Genomic DNA, 16,494 nt, shown 5'->3' on the forward strand with positions numbered 1-16,494 from the left:
CTCACTTTGGAGGAGATATGCGGACGGACGACACCCGCCGCTGGCTGGCGCTCGGCGCGTTGGCCATGGCCATGCTCACCATCGGGCTCGACGTCACCGTGCTCGTCGTCGCGCTACCGACCCTCGCGGTCGACCTGAACGCGAATACCGCCGCGCTGCAATGGTTCAGCAGCGCCTACACCCTCGCGCTGGCCGCGCTGATGCTGCCCGCGGGCGCGCTCGGCGACCGATACGGGCGCAAGAAGGTACTGCTCGCCGCACTGGTGCTGTTCGGCGCGGCCTCGCTGGCCTGCGCCTTCGCCGGATCGGCGAATCAGCTGATCGCGGCGCGCGTGGTGCTCGGGATCGCCGCCGCCGCGATGATGCCGTTATCGATGGCGGTCCTTCCGGTGCTGTTCACCGAGCCCGCGCAGCGGCAACGCGCGCTGACGATCTGGGTCACCTCGACCGCCATCGGCCTGCCGCTCGGCCCGATCGTCGGCGGCTGGTTGCTGCAGCACTACTGGTGGGGGTCGGTGTTCCTGATCAATCTGCCGCTGGTGATCGTCGGCGCGCTCGCGGTCGCCACCCTGGTGCCGGAATCGCACGGCGACAAGAGCTTTCGCATCGATGGTCTCGGCGCACTGCTGTCCGCGCTCGGCATGCTCGGGCTGACCTACGGCTTCATCCGGATCGGCGACCACGGCTGGGACGATCTCCTCGCCTGGCTGGTGGTCGGCCTCGGGCTGGCGCTGCTCGCGGTGTTCCTGTGGTGGCAGCGCCGCACCGCGCATCCGCTGATCGACCTCGGCTTGTTCGCCGCGTCCGGATTCCGTTGGGGGACAGTGCTGTCCATCCTGGTCAGCTTCGCCATGTTCGGTATGTTCTTCACCGTCCCGCAGTACTTCCAGGCGGTGCTCGGCGTGGACGCGCTGGGCAGCGGGTTGCGGCTGCTACCGATGATCGGCGGGTTGGTGATCGGCAGCAGGCTGGTCGACATCCTGCTGCCTCGCCTCGGCGCGCGGGTGGTGCTCACCGGCGGATTCCTCGTGCTCACCGCGGGTATCGGGCTCGGCGCGTTCACCCGGGTCGAGAGCGGCTACGGACTCACGGCCCTGTGGACCACGGTGCTCGGCGCCGGGATGGGCCTGGTCATGCCGACCGCGATGGGCCTGGCCATGGGCGAGCTCACCGCCGCGCGCTCCGGCTCGGGTTCGGCACTGCTGCAAGCACTTCGGCAGGCGGGTGGCACCATCGGCGTCGCGGTGCTCGGGACGGTGCTCGCCACCGGCTACCGGGCCGATCTCGGTGACCTGAATCGGGCGCCGATCTCGGACGGGGTCAACGCGGGCGTCGCGGTCACCGCGGAGGATCCGGCGCTGCTGGCGCGGGTGCAGCACGCCTTCGTCGTCGGGATGGACACCATGCTCGGGGTGTGCGCGGTGCTGTGCCTGCTCGCCGCCGTGGTCGTGGCGGTCGCGTTGCGCCCGGGCGCACCGGCGACGGCCGAGGATGCGGCAGAATCGGTACATGCCGGTTGAGATGTCGCTACGTGAGCGGAAGAAGGAGCGAACCCGCCGGACCATCCGGCTCGAGGCGTTCCGGCTGTTCCAGCAGCAGGGCTACACCGAGACCACGGTGGAGCAGATCGCCGCGGCCGCCGAGGTCTCGCCGAGCACCTTCTTCCGCTACTTCCCGACCAAGGAACAGCTGGTCATCGCCGACGACCAGGACGCGCTGATGGTGGCGGCGCTGGCCGCGCAGCCCCGCGGCCAGCACCCCCTCACGGCCATCCGCAACGCCACCGAAGCCGTCTTCACGGCGATGACGCCCGCCGACCGGGCCTTCGACCAGGAACGGCGCGCCCTGCTCCATCACGTACCGGAGCTGCGCACGGCCGTCGGCCTGGAGTTCCAGCGCAGCATCGAACTGGCCGCCGCCCTGCTCGCCGAGTACACCGGCCGCCCCGCCGACGACTTCGACGTGCGGGTCGCCGCGGGCGCGATGGTCGGGGCGATGCTGGCGATCGCCACGACCACCCCGGTCAACGCCGACAATGTCGGCCACGCGCTGGAGCTGTTGCGGGCGGGCCTGCCGTTCGACGACGGCCCGCCCTGAGCACTACTTCGCCGCGTGCTGCACCGGGCAGCCGTGCGCCAGCGGGCCGAGCAGCTGGTTGTTGTCGTAGAAGTGCTCGAGCTCGACGATCCGCAGATCCTCGCTGACGCGGGCGATGGTCACGCCGTACATCTCGATCTGCTCGCCGGTGGGCTGGTGGCCCTTGTATTCGCCCTCGTACCTGCCCCAGTGCCGCCAGCGCATGCTCACGGTCGGCGGGCCGGAGAGCACCTCGAGTACCTCCCAGAAGAAGCCGCCGGGGAAGGCGGTGTGGAAGATGTGGTGCGAGGACTCGAAGGTCTCGTTCGCCGACTCGTAGTACGGATTGTCACCGATCAGGATGTTGTAGCTGCCGATCCGGGCGAACTCCTCGGCGTCCTGCCACACCCCGCCGTTGACCCGGCCCCGGTACCGCTCGGCCACCACCGACAGCCAGGTGGCCGGATCCCCCTTGTGCGAGACCTCCATCTCGAAGACCTTCACCAGATCCTCGACGATGGCCTCCAGCGACCCGGGCGCGTGCTCGACGCTGCGCTCGCGCGGGATCACCTCGTGGCTCAGTTCGTAGTCGGGAACGTTGCCACGCCATTCCGTCGGCGCCGCCGCGGCGATCACGGCCTCCCTGCCCTGCAACCACAGCGGGGCTTCCGGCTCCGAGTTCTCCGCTTGCGTATCCGTCACGTCCACAGTCATTTTCGGTCTACCCGACCCCTTCGTAAAGCTCGTAGAACCGGTCGAAAGTAACAGCCGTCCGTGGCTTCGCGCGTGTCGGATCTCAGTAAGTGAGAATGTTCAGAGTGCTGAACTGTGTTCTGTAACAAGGGTTTACGATGCCGCTACCGAACCTGATCGGTGTCGCGGGCAAACCTGGCCGGGGTCTCGTCGTCCATGGTCGCGAAGAATTCGCCGAGCACGTCCACGAGCTGATCCACCGAATCCGCGCAGAACAGCACGGGCTGGTAGTGGGTGATGTCGTAGGTGATCGTGCCCATCGCCGCCACGTCGAGCGGGCGTAGCCGGGCGTGGCGGAACTCGTCGATCTCGCCGTAGGAGGAGAGCAATCCGGCGCCGTAGCAACGGATCTCGCCGTCCTCGCGGACGACGCCGAATTCGAGCGAGAACCAGAACACGTCGGCCAGGAATTTCAGCGCGGTGTCGGTGGTCAACCGGGTCACCGCGGCGCCGACCGTTTCGTAGAGCGCGGCGAAGCGGGGGCTCGCGATCTGGTTGGCGTGGCCGATGATCTCGTGGATCGCGTCCGGCTCGGGAGTGTAGAGCGGGGCGGAGTGGTGGCGGATGTACTGGGTCGAATGGAAGGTGCGCGCGGCGAAGGAACCGAAGAACTCGCGCAGCGGGACCAGGCCGGCGGCCGGAACGTAGCTGAAGCCGGTGAGCGGGGCCAGCAGCGCCGACACCTCGTCGAGTTGCGGGATGTGATCACGCGGCAGGGTGAGCATGGCCGCCGCCTCGCGGACCTCGCGGCAGGCGTAGATCTCGTGCTTGCGCGCCAGTTCGGCCGAGGCGATCCGCCACACCCGTTCTTCGTCGTCGGAGTAGTCGATGCGCGGGGCCGCCGCACCGGGTGCGTGGTCGAGCGCGAGCGCGGCGATGGCGTTGCGGCGGGCGCGGTAGTTCTCGTCGTGCACGCCGGGATGGTCCTCGCTCAGGTGAACGGTGACGTCGCCGTCACGCTCGCGCGTCACCGGCGAATACAGCTGTGCCTCGGTGAACATGACTCAAGGCAAGCACCGCTGGATCGTCGCGACAACAACGACGCGCACAACTGCGCAAACTGCACAGTTCGGGTGCGGGCAAGCCCATGATTCCGACGGTCACCAGCGATTTCCCCGCGCTTGCCAGCCATTCGCCGACATCGCGGGCCCGGCCACTGTGCGGACTTGCGAACGGCTGGGTTCGGTAACGACGCGGTGAATCGGCGGACGCGCGCAACGCCCATGACGCAAGATTGCGTCCGTATGAAGGAGGACGTTTGCGAACCCTGCGGATAGATCTCGATCAGCACCTGCTGGCCGCTGCTGCCGACATCATGGGCACCGCCGACAGCAACGCCACCGTCAACGAGGCGCTTCGCCGCATCGTGGTGCACGAACGTCAGCTACGTAACCTCGAGCGGTTGATGGCCGATTCGGTCTTCAGTCGCGACCAGTCCGCGCGCGAAGACGGCGCCGCTGATCCGGGTTCGGTCTGCACTCCGGATCGGCCTGTTGATGGCGGCTGTGCCTCTGTCCGTCGCCGCAGCGTTGCCGACTCCGATTCGCTCGTCCCGGACGCGGTGGCCGAGCGCTAGGCCGGTGGGTCCCGGCGGCGAGGGGTTCGCCGGGACCCCGTGCACCGCCGCCGCGGCGAAGCTGTCGGTGCCCGCTGCGATGATCGACGTTCGCACCGATCCGCAGGGGGAACGATGTCGGTACCGATCGCGAATCTGCCACTGACGCAGCGTCCGCGTGAGCGCCTGCTCATGCTCGGCCCGCACGCACTGGCCGATGCCGAACTGCTCGCGCTGCTGCTCGGGCAGGGCACGCGCGGGCAGTCCGCGCTGGAACTGGCCGCCGCGCTGCTCGGTGAGTACGGCGGCCTCGCCGAACTGGCCGCCGCCCGCCCGGAGGAGCTGGCCCGCAGGGCAGGGATCGGACCGGCGAAGGCCGCCACCGTGATCGCGGCCTTCCACCTGGGCACCCGCTCCCGCACCACCGAATCGGTACCGCGCCTCACCGCGCCCGCCGACATCGCCCGCGTCGCGCTGCCCCTGTTCGCCGGTGCGCGGGTCGAACGCCTGCTCGTACTGATCTGCGACACCCAGAACCGCCTGCGCCACCGCGCGTTCGTCGCCGAAGGCGCGATCGACCACGTCGCCGTCCCCGTCCGCGAAATCCTCAACACCGTCCTGCGCCACGACGGCCGAGCCTTCGCCGTCGTCCACAACCACCCCTCCGGCGACCCCGACCCCAGCCCCGACGACCGCCGAGCCAGCACCCTGCTCCACCACGCCGCCCACACCGTCGGCCTCCGCTACCTCGACCACATCGTCATCGCCGGCGAAACCTGGTCCACCGCCCCACCGCTCACCTAGCCGGAGCACGATACAGTCGCGATCGGAAAGGGGGAACAGATCGTGATTTCGGCCAGACGGGGGTTCGGCGCGTTCCTGCTGTGCCTGATGGGTACCGGACTCCTGGTCGTCGGCCTCGCTCTCACCGGCTACGCGGCGGCGCTGCTCACCGACCCCAACCTGTCCTGTCACCGGGTCTTCGGGCCTGGCGTTTGCGCGAGCGACAGCTTTCCCTTGTCGGCCGCGCAGCGCGACCAGGTAGCCGCGCAGGCGCGGATGCTGCTGGCTGTCGGCGCGTTGGTCGCCGTCGGCAGTGTGGTCGCCATGGCAGCCACGGCACGCACCGTGCGACGGGTCATGGCCGAGGACCCCACCGCCGAGATCCCCGATCGGCCGACGCTGACCGATGTCGGGCTCGCGGTGATCGCGGTGGCACTCGGGTCGCTCGCCCTCGCCGGTGGTTTCCATGCGCTGATTTCGAGCGTGCTGCCGACCTGCCAAGGTGCGGTGCTGGAGGCGGCGGCCGCGTGCCCGACGACGGAAAAGTACGGCCTGCCCTCCAGCAAGACCTTCGCGGAGTTGCAGGGCAGTGACCGCATGCTGAGTGCCGTCGGCCTCGCCTTCGGTGTGCTGCTGACCGGCACCGGACTGCTGTTCGCGTACTGGATGATCGACGACATCAGGGTCCGCAGCCGCCACCGGAACGCCCACACCGCACCGCCGTCACCCGGCCCCTGGTACTGAGCTCGGGCATTACTCACGCGCGTCGGGGCGGTGGTCGAAGCCCGCGGTGCGGGCGAGGTCGGCGAGCATGGCGTCGAACATGATTTCGGGGTCGGCCAGGGGGATGGGGTAGTTGCCGAAGACTTCCAGGGTGACGTGGCCGAAGAGGCGGGCCCAGGTTTGGACCATGAGGTAAGTGACGCTCAGGTCTAGTTTTTCGGCGGGGAACTTCTGGCCGGAGTCCGAGAGCATGGCGAGCAGTTCGGTCTGGAAGGCGATGAGGTCGGCGCGCAGGGCGGCGGGGATGGTGTCGCCGGGTGGGGTGGCGATGTCGAAACCGGCGAGCAGGCGGCCCGCGGCGGCGAGGAAGATCCGGCCGAAGGGCTCGTCGAAGCGGCCGATCACCGGGCGTCGGGCGGCGGTGGGGGAGGCGAAGACCAGGGTGAACTCGCGGGGGTTGGCCAGCGCCCAGCGCCGGAAGCCCCGGCAGATGGCGAGGAACTGGACCGCGCCGTCGTCGGGGAGTTCGTCGAGTTCGGCCGCGAGGTGGGTGGCCAGGTCGGCGCAGAACTCGACGCGCAGCCGTTCCAGCAGGTCGTCGTGGGAGGCGTAGTGGCGGTAGAGGGCGGGGGCGGTGACGCCGAGTTCGCGGGCGATGGCGCGCAGGGTCACCGCGTCGGGGCCGTGCGCGGCCAGCAGTGTCCGCGCGACGCGCCGGATATCGGCGTCGGACACCACCGGCGCCCGCCCCCGTGCCCGCTGTGGCTCCGTCACCCAGCCCTCCTGATTCGCCGCGGGCTCAAGCGTATTCGACTTCCCAGCGTTTGATGCCGTTCAGCCATCCGGTGCGCAGCCGGACCGGGTCGGCGACCTGGCGCAGGTTCGGCATCGCGTCGGCGATGGCGTTGAACATCAGGTCGATCTCGAGGCGGGCCAGGTTGGCGCCGACGCAGTAGTGGGTGCCGGTGCCGCCGAAGCCGACGTGCGGATTCGGGTTGCGCAGCACGTCGAAGCGGAACGGGTCGGTGAAGGCGGTCTCGTCGAAATTGGCCGAGCTGTAGAACAATCCGACGCGCTGGCCCTTCTTGACCTGCTGGCCGCCGAGTTCGAGGTCGCGGGTGGCGGTGCGCTGGAACGCGGTCACCGGGGTCGCCCAGCGCACGATCTCGTCCGGTGCGGTGCGCGGGCGCTGCTCTTTGTAGAGCTCCCACTGCTCCGGGTTGTCCACGAAGGCCTTCATGCCGTGGGTGATCGAGTTGCGGGTGGTCTCGTTGCCCGCCACCGCGAGCAGGATGACGAAGAAGGCGAACTCGTCGGAGCCCAGGTGCTCGCCGTCGATGTCGGCGTTGACCAGCTGGGTGACGATGTCGGCCGCCGGACAGCCGCGCCGCTGCTCGGCCATGTTCCAGGCGTAGCCCATCACCTCGGCGGTGGCGGTGTGGTGATTGCCCTCGAACTCCGGATCGTCGTAGGAGATCATCTGATTGGTCCAGTCGAAGATCTTCCTGCGGTCTTCTTGCGGCACCCCGAGCAGTTCGGCGATCGCCTGCAACGGCAGTTCGACGGCCACCTGCTCGACGAAATCCCCGCGACCTTCCCGCTTGGCCTCGAACACGATCCGCTCGGCCCGCTCGGTGAGCGCGGCCCGCAGATTCTCCACCGCGCGCGGAGTGAACCCCTTCGACACGATGCGCCGGATCTTGGTGTGCTGCGGCGGATCCAGATTCAGCATGAGCATGTTGCCGAGCATGTCGATCTGCTCGCGGGTGGTCTCCTCGTTGAACCGGATGATCGCGGTGTTCTCGTGCGAGGAGAAGTCCTCGGGGTTCTTCGAGATCTCCTTGATGTCGGCCAGCTTCGAGACCACCCAGTAGCCGCCGTCGTCGAATCCGCTGGCGCGATCCGGCTGGGCGCACCACCACACCGGCGCGGTGCGGCGCAGTTCGGCGAACTCTTCGACGGGCAAGCGGGCGGCCAGCAGATCGGGATCGGTGAAATCGAATCCTGCCGGGATGTTCGGGCTGATCACGGGTGTCTCCTCCGGTCCGTCACGCGGCCCTGGCCGGTGATGTAGAACACGTTCCGAAACCATGGAACCACGGTGAGCCCTCTTGTGAACAGCGTTTAGTAATACCTGTTAAGAATTGAGTCGGTCGGGGCTGATGCGGCCTGTTCTCCGTCGGTCGCCAGGGCTGGCGGGCAAGATGGCCGGGTGGACCTGCCGTTCCTGCGTGCGCACCCGCACCTGCTCCCCACCTTCCTGACCCATCAGCGCCTGCGTACGACGCCGGTCGGCGGCGGCTCGATCAGCGTGGCCGAGCGGATCGGGCTCGACGACGGCACCCAGCTGTTCCTCAAGACCTGGCCGGGCGGGATTTCGGCGGCCCCGACAGCGCGGGCCGCCGCCGCGCCCGCCGGTCTGTTCGCGACCGAAGCGGCGGGACTGCGCTGGCTGCGCGAGGCGAACGGCGTCGCGGTGCCGGAGGTGTACGCGGCCACCGAGGACCTCCTGCTGCTGGAATGGATCGACCACGCCGAACCCACCCGAACCGCCGCCGAACGCTTCGGCCGCCGGCTCGCCGAGACGCACCGTGCTGGCGCACCCTGCTTCGGCGCTTCCATCCTGCCGGGCGGGGAAACGCCGCCGAGGCCGGCCGAGTCTTCGGGTGCGCCAGTGGTGGGGTTCCTGGCTGGTCTGCCCATGGACAACGCGCCCGGTGATGACTGGCCGGGCTGGTATCTCGAGCGTCGTATCCTGCCGTACCTGCGGCTCGCGGTGGACGCGGGTGCTCTCGACCCAGCCGACGCCGCCGTCGTCGAATCCATCCACATCGAGGCCCCGGCCGAACCCCCGGCCCGCATCCACGGCGACCTCTGGCCCGGCAACATCGTCTGGGGGCGAGCCGACACGCCCTGGCTGATCGACCCAGCCGCCCACGGAGGCCATCGCGAAACCGATCTCGCCACCATGACACTGTTCGGCGGCGCACCCCACTTCGACCGAATCATCGCCGCCTACAACGAGATCCACCCACTCGACCCCGACTGGAAGACCCGCATCCCCCTGCACAACCTCACCCTGCTGCTGGTCCATGCCATCCTGTTCGGCCGCGCCTACCGCACCACCGTCCTCGACGCGGCCGCGCGCTATCGATAGCTGACAGCGGTGGCACCGTGAGTTACACCTTTACGTTCTATGTAACAGTTTGATGTAGAGGGCGCCAAGCTGTCGCCAGCGAGGTGGACGCATGACCAAGATGCCTCATGTTCAAACGAATGGCACTTTCCCTCCTGTGTGGTGCGGCCGCGGTGCTTCCGGTCGCGCCTGCCGGGGCGGCGCCCGTCGTGGCGCCGAAGATCGCGTCCTACAACGTCTTCATGCTGCCCGAGGCGCTCTACCCGAACTGGGGACAGGAGCAGCGCGCGGATCTGATCACCCAGCAGAACCTGCTCGCCGACCAGGACGTGGTGGTGTTGCAGGAGCTCTTCCACAACGAGGGTGGTGACCGGCTGCTGAACAATCTGCGCTCGACCCATCCGAACCAGACGCCGGTGGTCGGCCGGTCCCGGTCCGGCTGGGACGCGACCCAGGGCTCCTACTCCTCGTTCACACCCGAGGACGGTGGCGTCGCCATCGCCAGCAAGTGGCCGATCAGCCGGAAGGTGCAGTTCGTCTACAAGGACGCGTGTGGCGCGGACTGGTTCTCCAACAAGGGCTTCGCCTACGTGAAGCTGGCTTCGCCGAACGGTCCGGTGCACGTGATCGGCACGCACATGCAGTCCGAGGACGACGGGTGCAGCTCCGGCCAGCCGGGTGCGGTGCGGGCGAAGCAGCGGGCCCAGATCGCCGCGTTCCTCGCCGCGGAGCGGATCCCCACCGCCGAGCCGGTCTACGTCGCAGGCGACATGAACGTGATCGAGGCCAGCGCCGAATACCCGGCCATGCTGAGTGAACTCGGCGCGGTCGACCCGCGGCACACCGGCCACCCGCACTCGTGGGACTGCCGCGACAATTCCGTGTGCCTCGACCAGTACGGCCCCGAGTACGTTTCGGAGCATCTCGACTATGTCCTGCCCATCGCGAGCCACCAGGTCCCCGCGGGCTACGTCAACGAGACGCGGCGCGTGAAGAGCCCGTCCTGGAGCGTCACCTCGGGCGGCAAGACCTACACCTACACCGACTACAGCGATCACTACCCGGTCTTCGGGTACGCGGGCTGAGTTCACGGCTGTCGGACCGGCGGCCGATCAGCGCGGGATCGGGCCATGGGTGCCGGTCGAGGGACGCGGTCGGGGCACTGCGATGAGTTCGCGGGCCCGGCCCCGTCCTATCACTCGAACCCACGAACCACTCGCAGAGGAGAAACCCCGATGAGGAAGATCACCGCCGGCCTGTTCATGTCCCTCGATGGCGTGATCGCCGACCCGCAGGACTGGCACTTCCCCTACTTCGACGACGCCATGGGCGCCGCGGTCGACGCCCAGCTCGGCAGCGCGGACACCCTGCTGCTCGGCCGCGTCACCTACGACGGCTTCGCCGACGCGTGGCCGGACCGGGAAGCCGAGGGCGGACCCGACGCCGTCTTCGCGAAGAAGCTGGGTGACGCGCGAAAGCTCGTGGTGACCCACCAGGACCGGGACTTCCCGTGGCGCAACTCCGAGCGGCTCGACGGTGAGCTGACCGAGGCCGCGGCCGCGCTGCGCAACGAGCCGGGCGGGGATGTCGCCATCAGCGGTTCGGTGTCGGTGGTGCGTCAACTGCTGGCCGAGGGCCTGCTCGACGAACTGCATCTGCTGGTGCACCCGATCGTGGTCGGCAAAGGACAGCGACTGTTCGCGGAGGGAACGACGATTCCGCTGCGTCTGCTGTCGTCGGAGACCTTCGGCACGGGCGTGCTGCACGTGGTCTACACCCGCGACGAGGCCGCACCGGGCGGGTCCTATGACGACGCGAAAGCCCATCTCGTGCAGGAATAGTCACGACAAAGGCCGCCTTCATCGAATGATGAAGGCGGCCTTTGTGTGGACCGAGAGGGTCAGCGGGTGAAGAGCAGGGCCCGCTTGACTTCCTGGATGGCCTTGGTGACCTCGATGCCACGGGGGCACGCGTCGGTGCAGTTGAAGGTGGTGCGGCAGCGCCACACACCCTCGACATCGTTGAGGATGTCGAGACGCTCGCGGGCGCCCTCGTCGCGGCTGTCGAAGATGAAGCGGTGCGCGTTCACGATCGCGGCCGGGCCGAAGTAGCTGCCGTCGCTCCAGTACACGGGGCAGGAGGTGGTGCAGCAGGCGCACAGGATGCACTTGGTGGTGTCGTCGAAGCGGGCGCGGTCGGCCTGGGACTGGATGCGCTCGCGGGTCGGCTCGTTGCCCGAGGTCATCAGGTACGGCTTCACGGCACGGAACGCGTCGAAGAACGGCTCCATGTCGACGATGAGATCCTTCTCCACCGGCAGGCCGCGGATCGGCTCGACGGTCATGCTGAGGGTCTTGTCGCCCTTGGGCAGCAGGTCCTTCATCAGCACCTTGCAGGCCAGCCGGTTCACACCGTTGATCCGCATCGCGTCCGAACCGCACACACCGTGGGCGCAGGAGCGCCGGAAGGTGAGGGTGCCGTCCAGGTAGGACTTGATGTAGATCAGCACGTTGAGGAAGCGGTCGGTCGGCAGGACCGGCACCTGGAACGAATCCCAGTACGCGCCCTTGTCGTTCTCGGTGCTGAACCGGGCCACCTTCACGGTGACCATGACCGAGCCCTCGGGGACGGGCGCGGGCTTCTGGGTGATGGGTTCGGCTACAGCAGTCATCAGTACTTACGCTCCATCGGCTCGTAGCGGGTCTGCACCACCGGCTTGAAGTCGAGACGGATATCGGAGATGAGTTCCGAACCGACCTTGTAAGCCATCGTGTGCCGCATGAAGTTCACGTCGTCGCGATCCGGGTAGTCGTCGCGAGCGTGACCGCCGCGCGATTCCTTCCGGTTGAGCGCGCCGACGACGGTGACCTCGGCCAGCTCGAGCAGGAAGCCCAGCTCGACGGCCTCGAGCAGGTCGCTGTTGTAGCGCTTGCCCTTGTCCTGCACCGTGATCCGGGTGTAGCGCTCCTTGAGCACGTGGATGTCGGTGAGGGCCTGCTTGAGGGTGTCCTCGGTGCGGAACACGGCGGCGTTCATGTCCATCGTGTACTGCAGCTCGGTGCGGATGTCGGCCACCCGCTCGTCGCCGTGATCGGACAGGATCAGCGTCAGCCAGTCCTGCACCATCTGCGCCGGATCCTCCGGCATCTCGACGAACTCGGTGCGCAGCGCGTACTCGGCGGCCGCGATACCGGCGCGACGGCCGAACACGTTGATGTCGAGCAGCGAGTTGGTGCCCAGACGGTTGGCGCCGTGCACCGACACGCACGCGCACTCACCGGCGGCGTAGAGGCCGGGGACCACGTCGGTGTTGTTGCGCAGCACCTCGCCACGGATGCGGGTGGGGATACCGCCCATCACGTAGTGGCAGGTCGGCATGACCGGCACGAGCTCCTTGACCGGGTCCACGCCCAGGTAGGTGCGCGCGAACTCGGTGATGTCGGGCAGCTTCTCCTCGAGCACGTCCTCGCCGAGGTGGGTCACGTCGATGTAGACGTAGTCCTTGTTCGGCCCGGCGCCACGGCCTTCGAGCACCTCGAGCACCATCGAGCGGGCGACGATGTCGCGCGGGGCGAGGTCCTTGATGGTGGGGGCATAGCGCTCCATGAAGCGCTCACCGGAGGCGTTGCGCAGGATGCCACCCTCACCACGGACCGCCTCGGAGATGAGGATGCCAAGGCCCGCGAGGCCTGTCGGGTGGAACTGGTGGAACTCCATGTCCTCGAGCGGCAGGCCCTTGCGGAACACGATCGCCATGCCGTCACCGGTCAGCGTGTGCGCGTTCGAGGTGGTCTTGTACATGCGGCCCGAGCCGCCGGTGGCGAACACGATCGACTTCGCGTGGAAGACGTGGATCTCACCGGTGGACAGCTCGTAGGCGACGACGCCGGTGGCGACGGGGCCACGGTCGGAATCGGTCATCACCAGGTCGAGCACGTAGAACTCGTTGTAGAACTCGACGTCGTGCTTGACGCAGTTCTGGTAGAGCGTCTGCAGGATCATGTGACCGGTGCGGTCGGCGGCATAACACGCGCGACGCACCGGCGCCTTGCCGTGATCGCGGGTGTGGCCACCGAAGCGGCGCTGGTCGATCTTGCCCTCGGGCGTGCGGTTGAACGGCAGACCCATCTTCTCCAGGTCCATCACCGCGTCGATGGCCTCCTTGGCCATGATCTCCGCGGCGTCCTGGTCGACCAGGTAGTCACCACCCTTGACGGTGTCGAAGGTGTGCCATTCCCAGTTGTCTTCTTCGACGTTGGCCAGCGCGGCGCACATGCCGCCCTGGGCCGCGCCGGTGTGGCTGCGGGTCGGGTACAGCTTGGTCAGGACCGCGGTGCGCGTGCGCGGACCGGCCTCGATCGCCGCGCGCATACCGGCGCCACCGGCGCCGACGATGACCACGTCGTAGCGATGCTCCTGAATCGGACGGGATTCACTCATGCGAGGTGGCCTGTTCCTAACCTGTGATGTTGGGGTCGAAGGTGAAGATGACGTACGTGCCAACGCCCATGACCAGGATCATCGAGACGACCAGGATGGTCTTGAGCCAGAACCGCGTGGAGTCGTTGCGGGAGTAGTCATCGATGACGGTGCGCAGGCCGTTGCCGCCGTGCAGCTGAGCCAGCCACAGCATCGTCAGGTCCCAGATCTGCCAGAACGGGCTGGCCCAGCGGCCGGCCACGAACGCGAAGTTCAGGCGCTTCACGCCGCCGTCGATCATCAGCATGATGAACATGTGGCCGAGCACCAGCACGATCAGCAGCAGGCCGGAGAAGCGCATGAACAGCCAGGCGTACTTCTCGAAGTTGTTGTTCGACCGAGCGCGCGGCGAGCGGGGCAGGTCCAGGCTGGCCGGGCGGTCGTAGGACTTTCCGATGATGGGTGCGCTCATGATCAGTGCTCCGTCAGCAGGTAGAAGAACTGGCGGCCGACGCCTGCGGCGGAGACCAGGACCCAGATGGTCAGCACGACCCAGAGCATCTGCTTCTGGTAGCGCGGACCCTGCGACCAGAAGTCGACCAGGATCACGCGGACGCCGTTGAGGGCGTGGAAGAGCACGCAGACGACCAGGCCCATCTCCATGAGCGCGACCAGTGGGGTCTTGTACAGCTCGATGGCCTCGTCATAGGTGTTCGGGTTGACCCGAACCAATGCCGTGTCCAGCACGTGCACGAAGAGGAAGAAGAAGATCGTGACACCGGTGATCCGGTGCAGCGCCCAGGACCACATGCCCGGGTCGCCGCGGTACAGCGTCTTCCGCTTCGGCTGGGCCGGAGCCGGAGCTTCTATCGTGGTCATAGAGTGCGGTGCCTCCAACGTCGTTGATGGACCCGGTCACAGACCCGACGCCAGCGTGCGTGGAGAGGCAATTGCCCAGGTGGCTGCGCTGTGTTGCGCTGAGCGCTGCCCGCCGCCGGGAACCTGAACCGATCTGCGGTGAACTCTAATCCTCTCTGTTTCGCGGAACTAATTCGGCGTGCCGCGCGTTGCGTGCAAACTTGGCGAGTTAGGTTTACCTTTCTCGATGTCGGATACTGGTGCGCAGGTCTTCTCCGAGGCGTATTCGGCATCAATGGGTGGAGGTTCGCCATGTCCGAGATCGACTGGAATACCTTGCATGACAAGGCAATTCACGCTATGGGGCTCGCCTACGCGCCGTACTCGCGGTTTCCGGTCGGCGCTGCGGCTCTCAGTGCGGATGGGCGAATTGTGAGCGGGTGCAATGTGGAGAATGTCTCACTCGGCGTAACTCTGTGTGCCGAATGTGTACTCGTCGGTAACTTATTCACCTCGGGTGGCGGGCGTCTCATTGCGGTCTCCGTGACCGATTCTCGGGGGGAAATCCTGATGCCCTGCGGGCGTTGTCGTCAGCTGCTGTTCGAACACGGCGGGCGCGAGCTGCTCGTCGACCATCCGGAGGGTCCGAAGCCGCTCAGCGAGCTGCTCCCGTACGCCTTCGGGCCCGATGATCTGGCGGCCGGGCGGCAGTAGTCGCGTCGCGGTGCCAGACTTGGCCGCATGACGGCACTGGACGCGGTATCGATCATCACGGGTAAGCGGGACGGCGGGGAGCTGTCGGACGGGCAGATCGACTGGGTGGTGGACGGATTCACCCGGGGGATCGTGGCCGACGAGCAGATGGCGGCGCTGGCCATGGCGATCGTGTGGCGGGGGATGACCCGGCGCGAGACCGCCCGGTGGACCGCGGCGATGATCGCCTCCGGGAGCCGGATGGACTTCACCGATCTGCCCCGGCCCACCGTCGACAAGCATTCGACCGGCGGGGTGGGCGACAAGATCACCCTGCCGCTGGCTCCGCTGGTGGCGGCCTGCGGTGCGGCCGTGCCGCAGTTGTCCGGGCGCGGGCTCGGGCATACCGGTGGCACGCTGGACAAACTCGAGTCGATTCCCGGGTGGCAGGCCGATGTCACCGTGCCTCGGATGCGCGAGATCCTGTCCGACCCGGCGATCGGGGCGGTGGTGTGCGCGGCAGGGGCCGATCTGGCGCCCGCCGACAAGCGGCTCTACGCGCTGCGCGATGTGACCGGCACGGTGGAGTCCATTCCGTTGATCGCGAGCTCGATCATGAGCAAGAAGATCGCCGAGGGGACTGCGGCGCTGGTGCTGGATGTGAAGGTGGGGTCCGGTGCGTTTCTGAAGACGCTCGACGGTGCCCGGGAACTCGCGACCGCGATGGTCGAACTCGGTCGCGACGCCGGGGTGCGGACGGTTGCGCTGCTCACTGCGATGGATACGCCGCTCGGGCGGACTGCGGGGAATGCGCTCGAGGTGGCGGAGTCGGTCGAGGTGCTGGCGGGTGGGGGACCGGCGGATGTTGTCGAGCTGACGTTGACTCTCGCTCGGGAGATGGTTGCTCAGGCCGGGCTGCACATCGACCCCGCTGATGTGCTCGCCGATGGACGGGCCATGGATCACTGGCGTTCGATGATCCAGGCCCAGGGTGGGGACCCGGATGCGCCGCTGCCGGTGGCGCGGCACACCGAGGTCGTGCGGGCCGAGTCCAGTGGTGTGCTGACTCGGCTGGATGCGATGGGTGTCGGTGTCGCTGCTTGGCGGCTCGGTGCGGGTCGGGCTCGGCAGGGGGAGAAGGTGCAGGCGGGGGCTGGGATCGAGATGCATGCCAAGCCGGGGGATTCGGTGGTGGCGGGGCAGGCGTTGTTGACGTTGCACACCGATACGCCGGATGCGTTCGTGGGTGCGGCTGCGGCACTCGATGCCGCTGTGGTGATCGAGTCGGCGCCTGCGGGTAAGCCGGGTGAGCTGGTGCTCGGGCGGATCGGGTAGAGGCGTTCGGTCGGTGCGGTAGGTGGCGGACTCGGGGTTTTACTGACACGGGGAGGTATACGGGCTGTGTTTGTTGGAGCGCTGGCGCGCTCGAGTCGCGGCCCCGAGGGGCCGCCGGGGTGGGACCCCCGCGGGCTGCAAAGTAGCCGAAGCCCCCCCGCCG

General features: G+C 67.8%; 18 protein-coding genes. 10 read left to right on the forward strand and 8 right to left on the reverse strand.

Going from position 1 to position 16,494, the window contains the following annotated elements:
* The first annotated feature begins 17 nt into the window (after positions 1-17).
* Together ACFVVM_RS34150 and ACFVVM_RS34155 are read left to right on the forward strand one after the other, a co-directional pair.
* A complete protein-coding gene (locus ACFVVM_RS34150; RefSeq protein ID WP_387626799.1) occupies positions 18-1,520 on the forward strand; it encodes an MFS transporter in 1,503 nt (500 codons plus the stop codon).
* The gene (locus ACFVVM_RS34155; protein WP_387626802.1) at positions 1,510-2,097 is read left to right on the forward strand and encodes a TetR family transcriptional regulator; all 588 of its coding nucleotides are present in this window, start codon (positions 1,510-1,512) and stop codon (positions 2,095-2,097) included. Before ACFVVM_RS34150 ends, ACFVVM_RS34155 begins: the two co-directional genes overlap by 11 nt.
* A 3-nt stretch (positions 2,098-2,100) precedes the next feature.
* Here ACFVVM_RS34155 and ACFVVM_RS34160 read toward each other — a convergent pair whose 3' ends face one another.
* Together ACFVVM_RS34160 and ACFVVM_RS34165 are read right to left on the reverse strand one after the other, a co-directional pair.
* On the reverse strand, positions 2,101-2,778 hold the full coding sequence (locus ACFVVM_RS34160) for an ester cyclase (RefSeq protein WP_387626805.1): 678 nt from the start codon (positions 2,776-2,778) through the stop codon (positions 2,101-2,103).
* 155 nt (positions 2,779-2,933) lie between these two features.
* Positions 2,934-3,830, reverse strand: a complete 897-nt coding sequence (locus ACFVVM_RS34165) for a phenylalanine 4-monooxygenase (RefSeq protein ID WP_387626808.1) — start codon at positions 3,828-3,830, stop codon at positions 2,934-2,936.
* Positions 3,831-4,087: 257 nt separating this feature from the next.
* Between ACFVVM_RS34165 and ACFVVM_RS34170 the strand changes: the two genes are divergently transcribed.
* The 3 genes from ACFVVM_RS34170 to ACFVVM_RS34180 all read left to right on the forward strand — a co-directional run bounded on the left by ACFVVM_RS34170 (position 4,088) and on the right by ACFVVM_RS34180 (position 5,911).
* On the forward strand, positions 4,088-4,405 hold the full coding sequence (locus ACFVVM_RS34170; RefSeq protein WP_387626811.1) for a type II toxin-antitoxin system VapB family antitoxin: 318 nt from the start codon (positions 4,088-4,090) through the stop codon (positions 4,403-4,405).
* A 114-nt stretch (positions 4,406-4,519) separates the two neighbouring features.
* Positions 4,520-5,188 carry a RadC family protein gene (locus ACFVVM_RS34175; RefSeq protein WP_387626814.1) on the forward strand — a complete coding sequence of 223 codons (669 nt, stop codon included), beginning with the start codon at positions 4,520-4,522 and terminating at the stop codon, positions 5,186-5,188.
* A gap of 42 nt (positions 5,189-5,230) precedes the next feature.
* Positions 5,231-5,911 carry a hypothetical protein gene (locus tag ACFVVM_RS34180; protein ID WP_387626817.1) on the forward strand — a complete coding sequence of 227 codons (681 nt, stop codon included), beginning with the start codon at positions 5,231-5,233 and terminating at the stop codon, positions 5,909-5,911.
* A 9-nt stretch (positions 5,912-5,920) separates the two neighbouring features.
* Here the strand turns inward: ACFVVM_RS34180 and ACFVVM_RS34185 are convergent, their stop codons facing one another.
* Together ACFVVM_RS34185 and ACFVVM_RS34190 are read right to left on the reverse strand one after the other, a co-directional pair.
* A complete protein-coding gene (locus tag ACFVVM_RS34185; RefSeq protein ID WP_387626820.1) occupies positions 5,921-6,664 on the reverse strand; it encodes a TetR/AcrR family transcriptional regulator in 744 nt (247 codons plus the stop codon).
* Positions 6,665-6,689: 25 nt separating this feature from the next.
* Entirely contained in the window at positions 6,690-7,919 is a 1,230-nt protein-coding gene (locus ACFVVM_RS34190) for a cytochrome P450 (protein ID WP_387626823.1), read from the reverse strand.
* 183 nt (positions 7,920-8,102) lie between these two features.
* On the opposite strand from ACFVVM_RS34190, the gene ACFVVM_RS34195 reads away from it, so the two are divergent.
* From ACFVVM_RS34195 to ACFVVM_RS34205, 3 genes are all read left to right on the forward strand, one after another.
* The gene (locus ACFVVM_RS34195) at positions 8,103-9,047 is read left to right on the forward strand and encodes a fructosamine kinase family protein (protein ID WP_387626825.1); all 945 of its coding nucleotides are present in this window, start codon (positions 8,103-8,105) and stop codon (positions 9,045-9,047) included.
* Positions 9,048-9,166: 119 nt separating this feature from the next.
* Entirely contained in the window at positions 9,167-10,111 is a 945-nt protein-coding gene (gene sph, locus ACFVVM_RS34200) for a sphingomyelin phosphodiesterase (protein ID WP_387626828.1), read from the forward strand.
* Between the two features lie 150 nt (positions 10,112-10,261).
* A complete protein-coding gene (locus ACFVVM_RS34205) occupies positions 10,262-10,867 on the forward strand; it encodes a dihydrofolate reductase family protein (protein WP_387626830.1) in 606 nt (201 codons plus the stop codon).
* 59 nt (positions 10,868-10,926) lie between these two features.
* On the opposite strand, the gene ACFVVM_RS34210 is transcribed toward ACFVVM_RS34205, so the two are convergent.
* From ACFVVM_RS34210 to sdhC, 4 genes are read right to left on the reverse strand one after another with little or no spacing between them, the layout of a single operon-like run.
* A complete protein-coding gene (locus ACFVVM_RS34210; RefSeq protein WP_387626832.1) occupies positions 10,927-11,697 on the reverse strand; it encodes a succinate dehydrogenase iron-sulfur subunit in 771 nt (256 codons plus the stop codon).
* A complete protein-coding gene (gene sdhA, locus ACFVVM_RS34215; RefSeq protein ID WP_387626835.1) occupies positions 11,697-13,466 on the reverse strand; it encodes a succinate dehydrogenase flavoprotein subunit in 1,770 nt (589 codons plus the stop codon). The genes ACFVVM_RS34210 and sdhA overlap by 1 nt, the downstream gene beginning before the upstream one ends.
* Before the next feature lie 16 nt (positions 13,467-13,482).
* On the reverse strand, positions 13,483-13,917 hold the full coding sequence (locus tag ACFVVM_RS34220; protein WP_387626837.1) for a succinate dehydrogenase hydrophobic membrane anchor subunit: 435 nt from the start codon (positions 13,915-13,917) through the stop codon (positions 13,483-13,485).
* A 2-nt stretch (positions 13,918-13,919) separates the two neighbouring features.
* A complete protein-coding gene (gene sdhC / locus ACFVVM_RS34225; RefSeq protein ID WP_071926560.1) occupies positions 13,920-14,324 on the reverse strand; it encodes a succinate dehydrogenase, cytochrome b556 subunit in 405 nt (134 codons plus the stop codon).
* 291 nt (positions 14,325-14,615) lie between these two features.
* Here sdhC and ACFVVM_RS34230 point away from each other — a divergent pair, with 291 nt between their 5' ends.
* Both ACFVVM_RS34230 and ACFVVM_RS34235 read left to right on the forward strand, forming a co-directional pair.
* A complete protein-coding gene (locus tag ACFVVM_RS34230) occupies positions 14,616-15,017 on the forward strand; it encodes a cytidine deaminase (RefSeq protein WP_387626840.1) in 402 nt (133 codons plus the stop codon).
* A 27-nt stretch (positions 15,018-15,044) separates the two neighbouring features.
* Entirely contained in the window at positions 15,045-16,331 is a 1,287-nt protein-coding gene (locus tag ACFVVM_RS34235; RefSeq protein WP_387626842.1) for a thymidine phosphorylase, read from the forward strand.
* Positions 16,332-16,494: the final 163 nt, after the last annotated feature.

The organism is Nocardia sp. NPDC058176 (genome assembly GCF_042883805.1).
Lineage (GTDB): Bacteria > Actinomycetota > Actinomycetes > Mycobacteriales > Mycobacteriaceae > Nocardia.

Excerpts from the sequence above, each read along its gene's own strand:
- ACFVVM_RS34150 (WP_387626799.1), top strand. The coding sequence starts at position 18 with ATGCGGACGGACGACACCCGCCGCTGGCTGGCGCTCGGCGCGTTGGCC.
- ACFVVM_RS34155 (WP_387626802.1), top strand. The coding sequence starts at position 1,510 with ATGCCGGTTGAGATGTCGCTACGTGAGCGGAAGAAGGAGCGAACCCGC.
- ACFVVM_RS34165 (WP_387626808.1), bottom strand. The coding sequence starts at position 3,830 with ATGTTCACCGAGGCACAGCTGTATTCGCCGGTGACGCGCGAGCGTGAC.
- ACFVVM_RS34175 (WP_387626814.1), top strand. The coding sequence starts at position 4,520 with ATGTCGGTACCGATCGCGAATCTGCCACTGACGCAGCGTCCGCGTGAG.
- sph (WP_387626828.1), top strand. The coding sequence starts at position 9,167 with ATGGCACTTTCCCTCCTGTGTGGTGCGGCCGCGGTGCTTCCGGTCGCG.
- ACFVVM_RS34205 (WP_387626830.1), top strand. The coding sequence starts at position 10,262 with ATGAGGAAGATCACCGCCGGCCTGTTCATGTCCCTCGATGGCGTGATC.
- ACFVVM_RS34210 (WP_387626832.1), bottom strand. The coding sequence starts at position 11,697 with ATGACTGCTGTAGCCGAACCCATCACCCAGAAGCCCGCGCCCGTCCCC.
- sdhA (WP_387626835.1), bottom strand. The coding sequence starts at position 13,466 with ATGAGTGAATCCCGTCCGATTCAGGAGCATCGCTACGACGTGGTCATC.
- ACFVVM_RS34220 (WP_387626837.1), bottom strand. The coding sequence starts at position 13,917 with ATGAGCGCACCCATCATCGGAAAGTCCTACGACCGCCCGGCCAGCCTG.
- sdhC (WP_071926560.1), bottom strand. The coding sequence starts at position 14,324 with ATGACCACGATAGAAGCTCCGGCTCCGGCCCAGCCGAAGCGGAAGACG.
- ACFVVM_RS34230 (WP_387626840.1), top strand. The coding sequence starts at position 14,616 with ATGTCCGAGATCGACTGGAATACCTTGCATGACAAGGCAATTCACGCT.
- ACFVVM_RS34235 (WP_387626842.1), top strand. The coding sequence starts at position 15,045 with ATGACGGCACTGGACGCGGTATCGATCATCACGGGTAAGCGGGACGGC.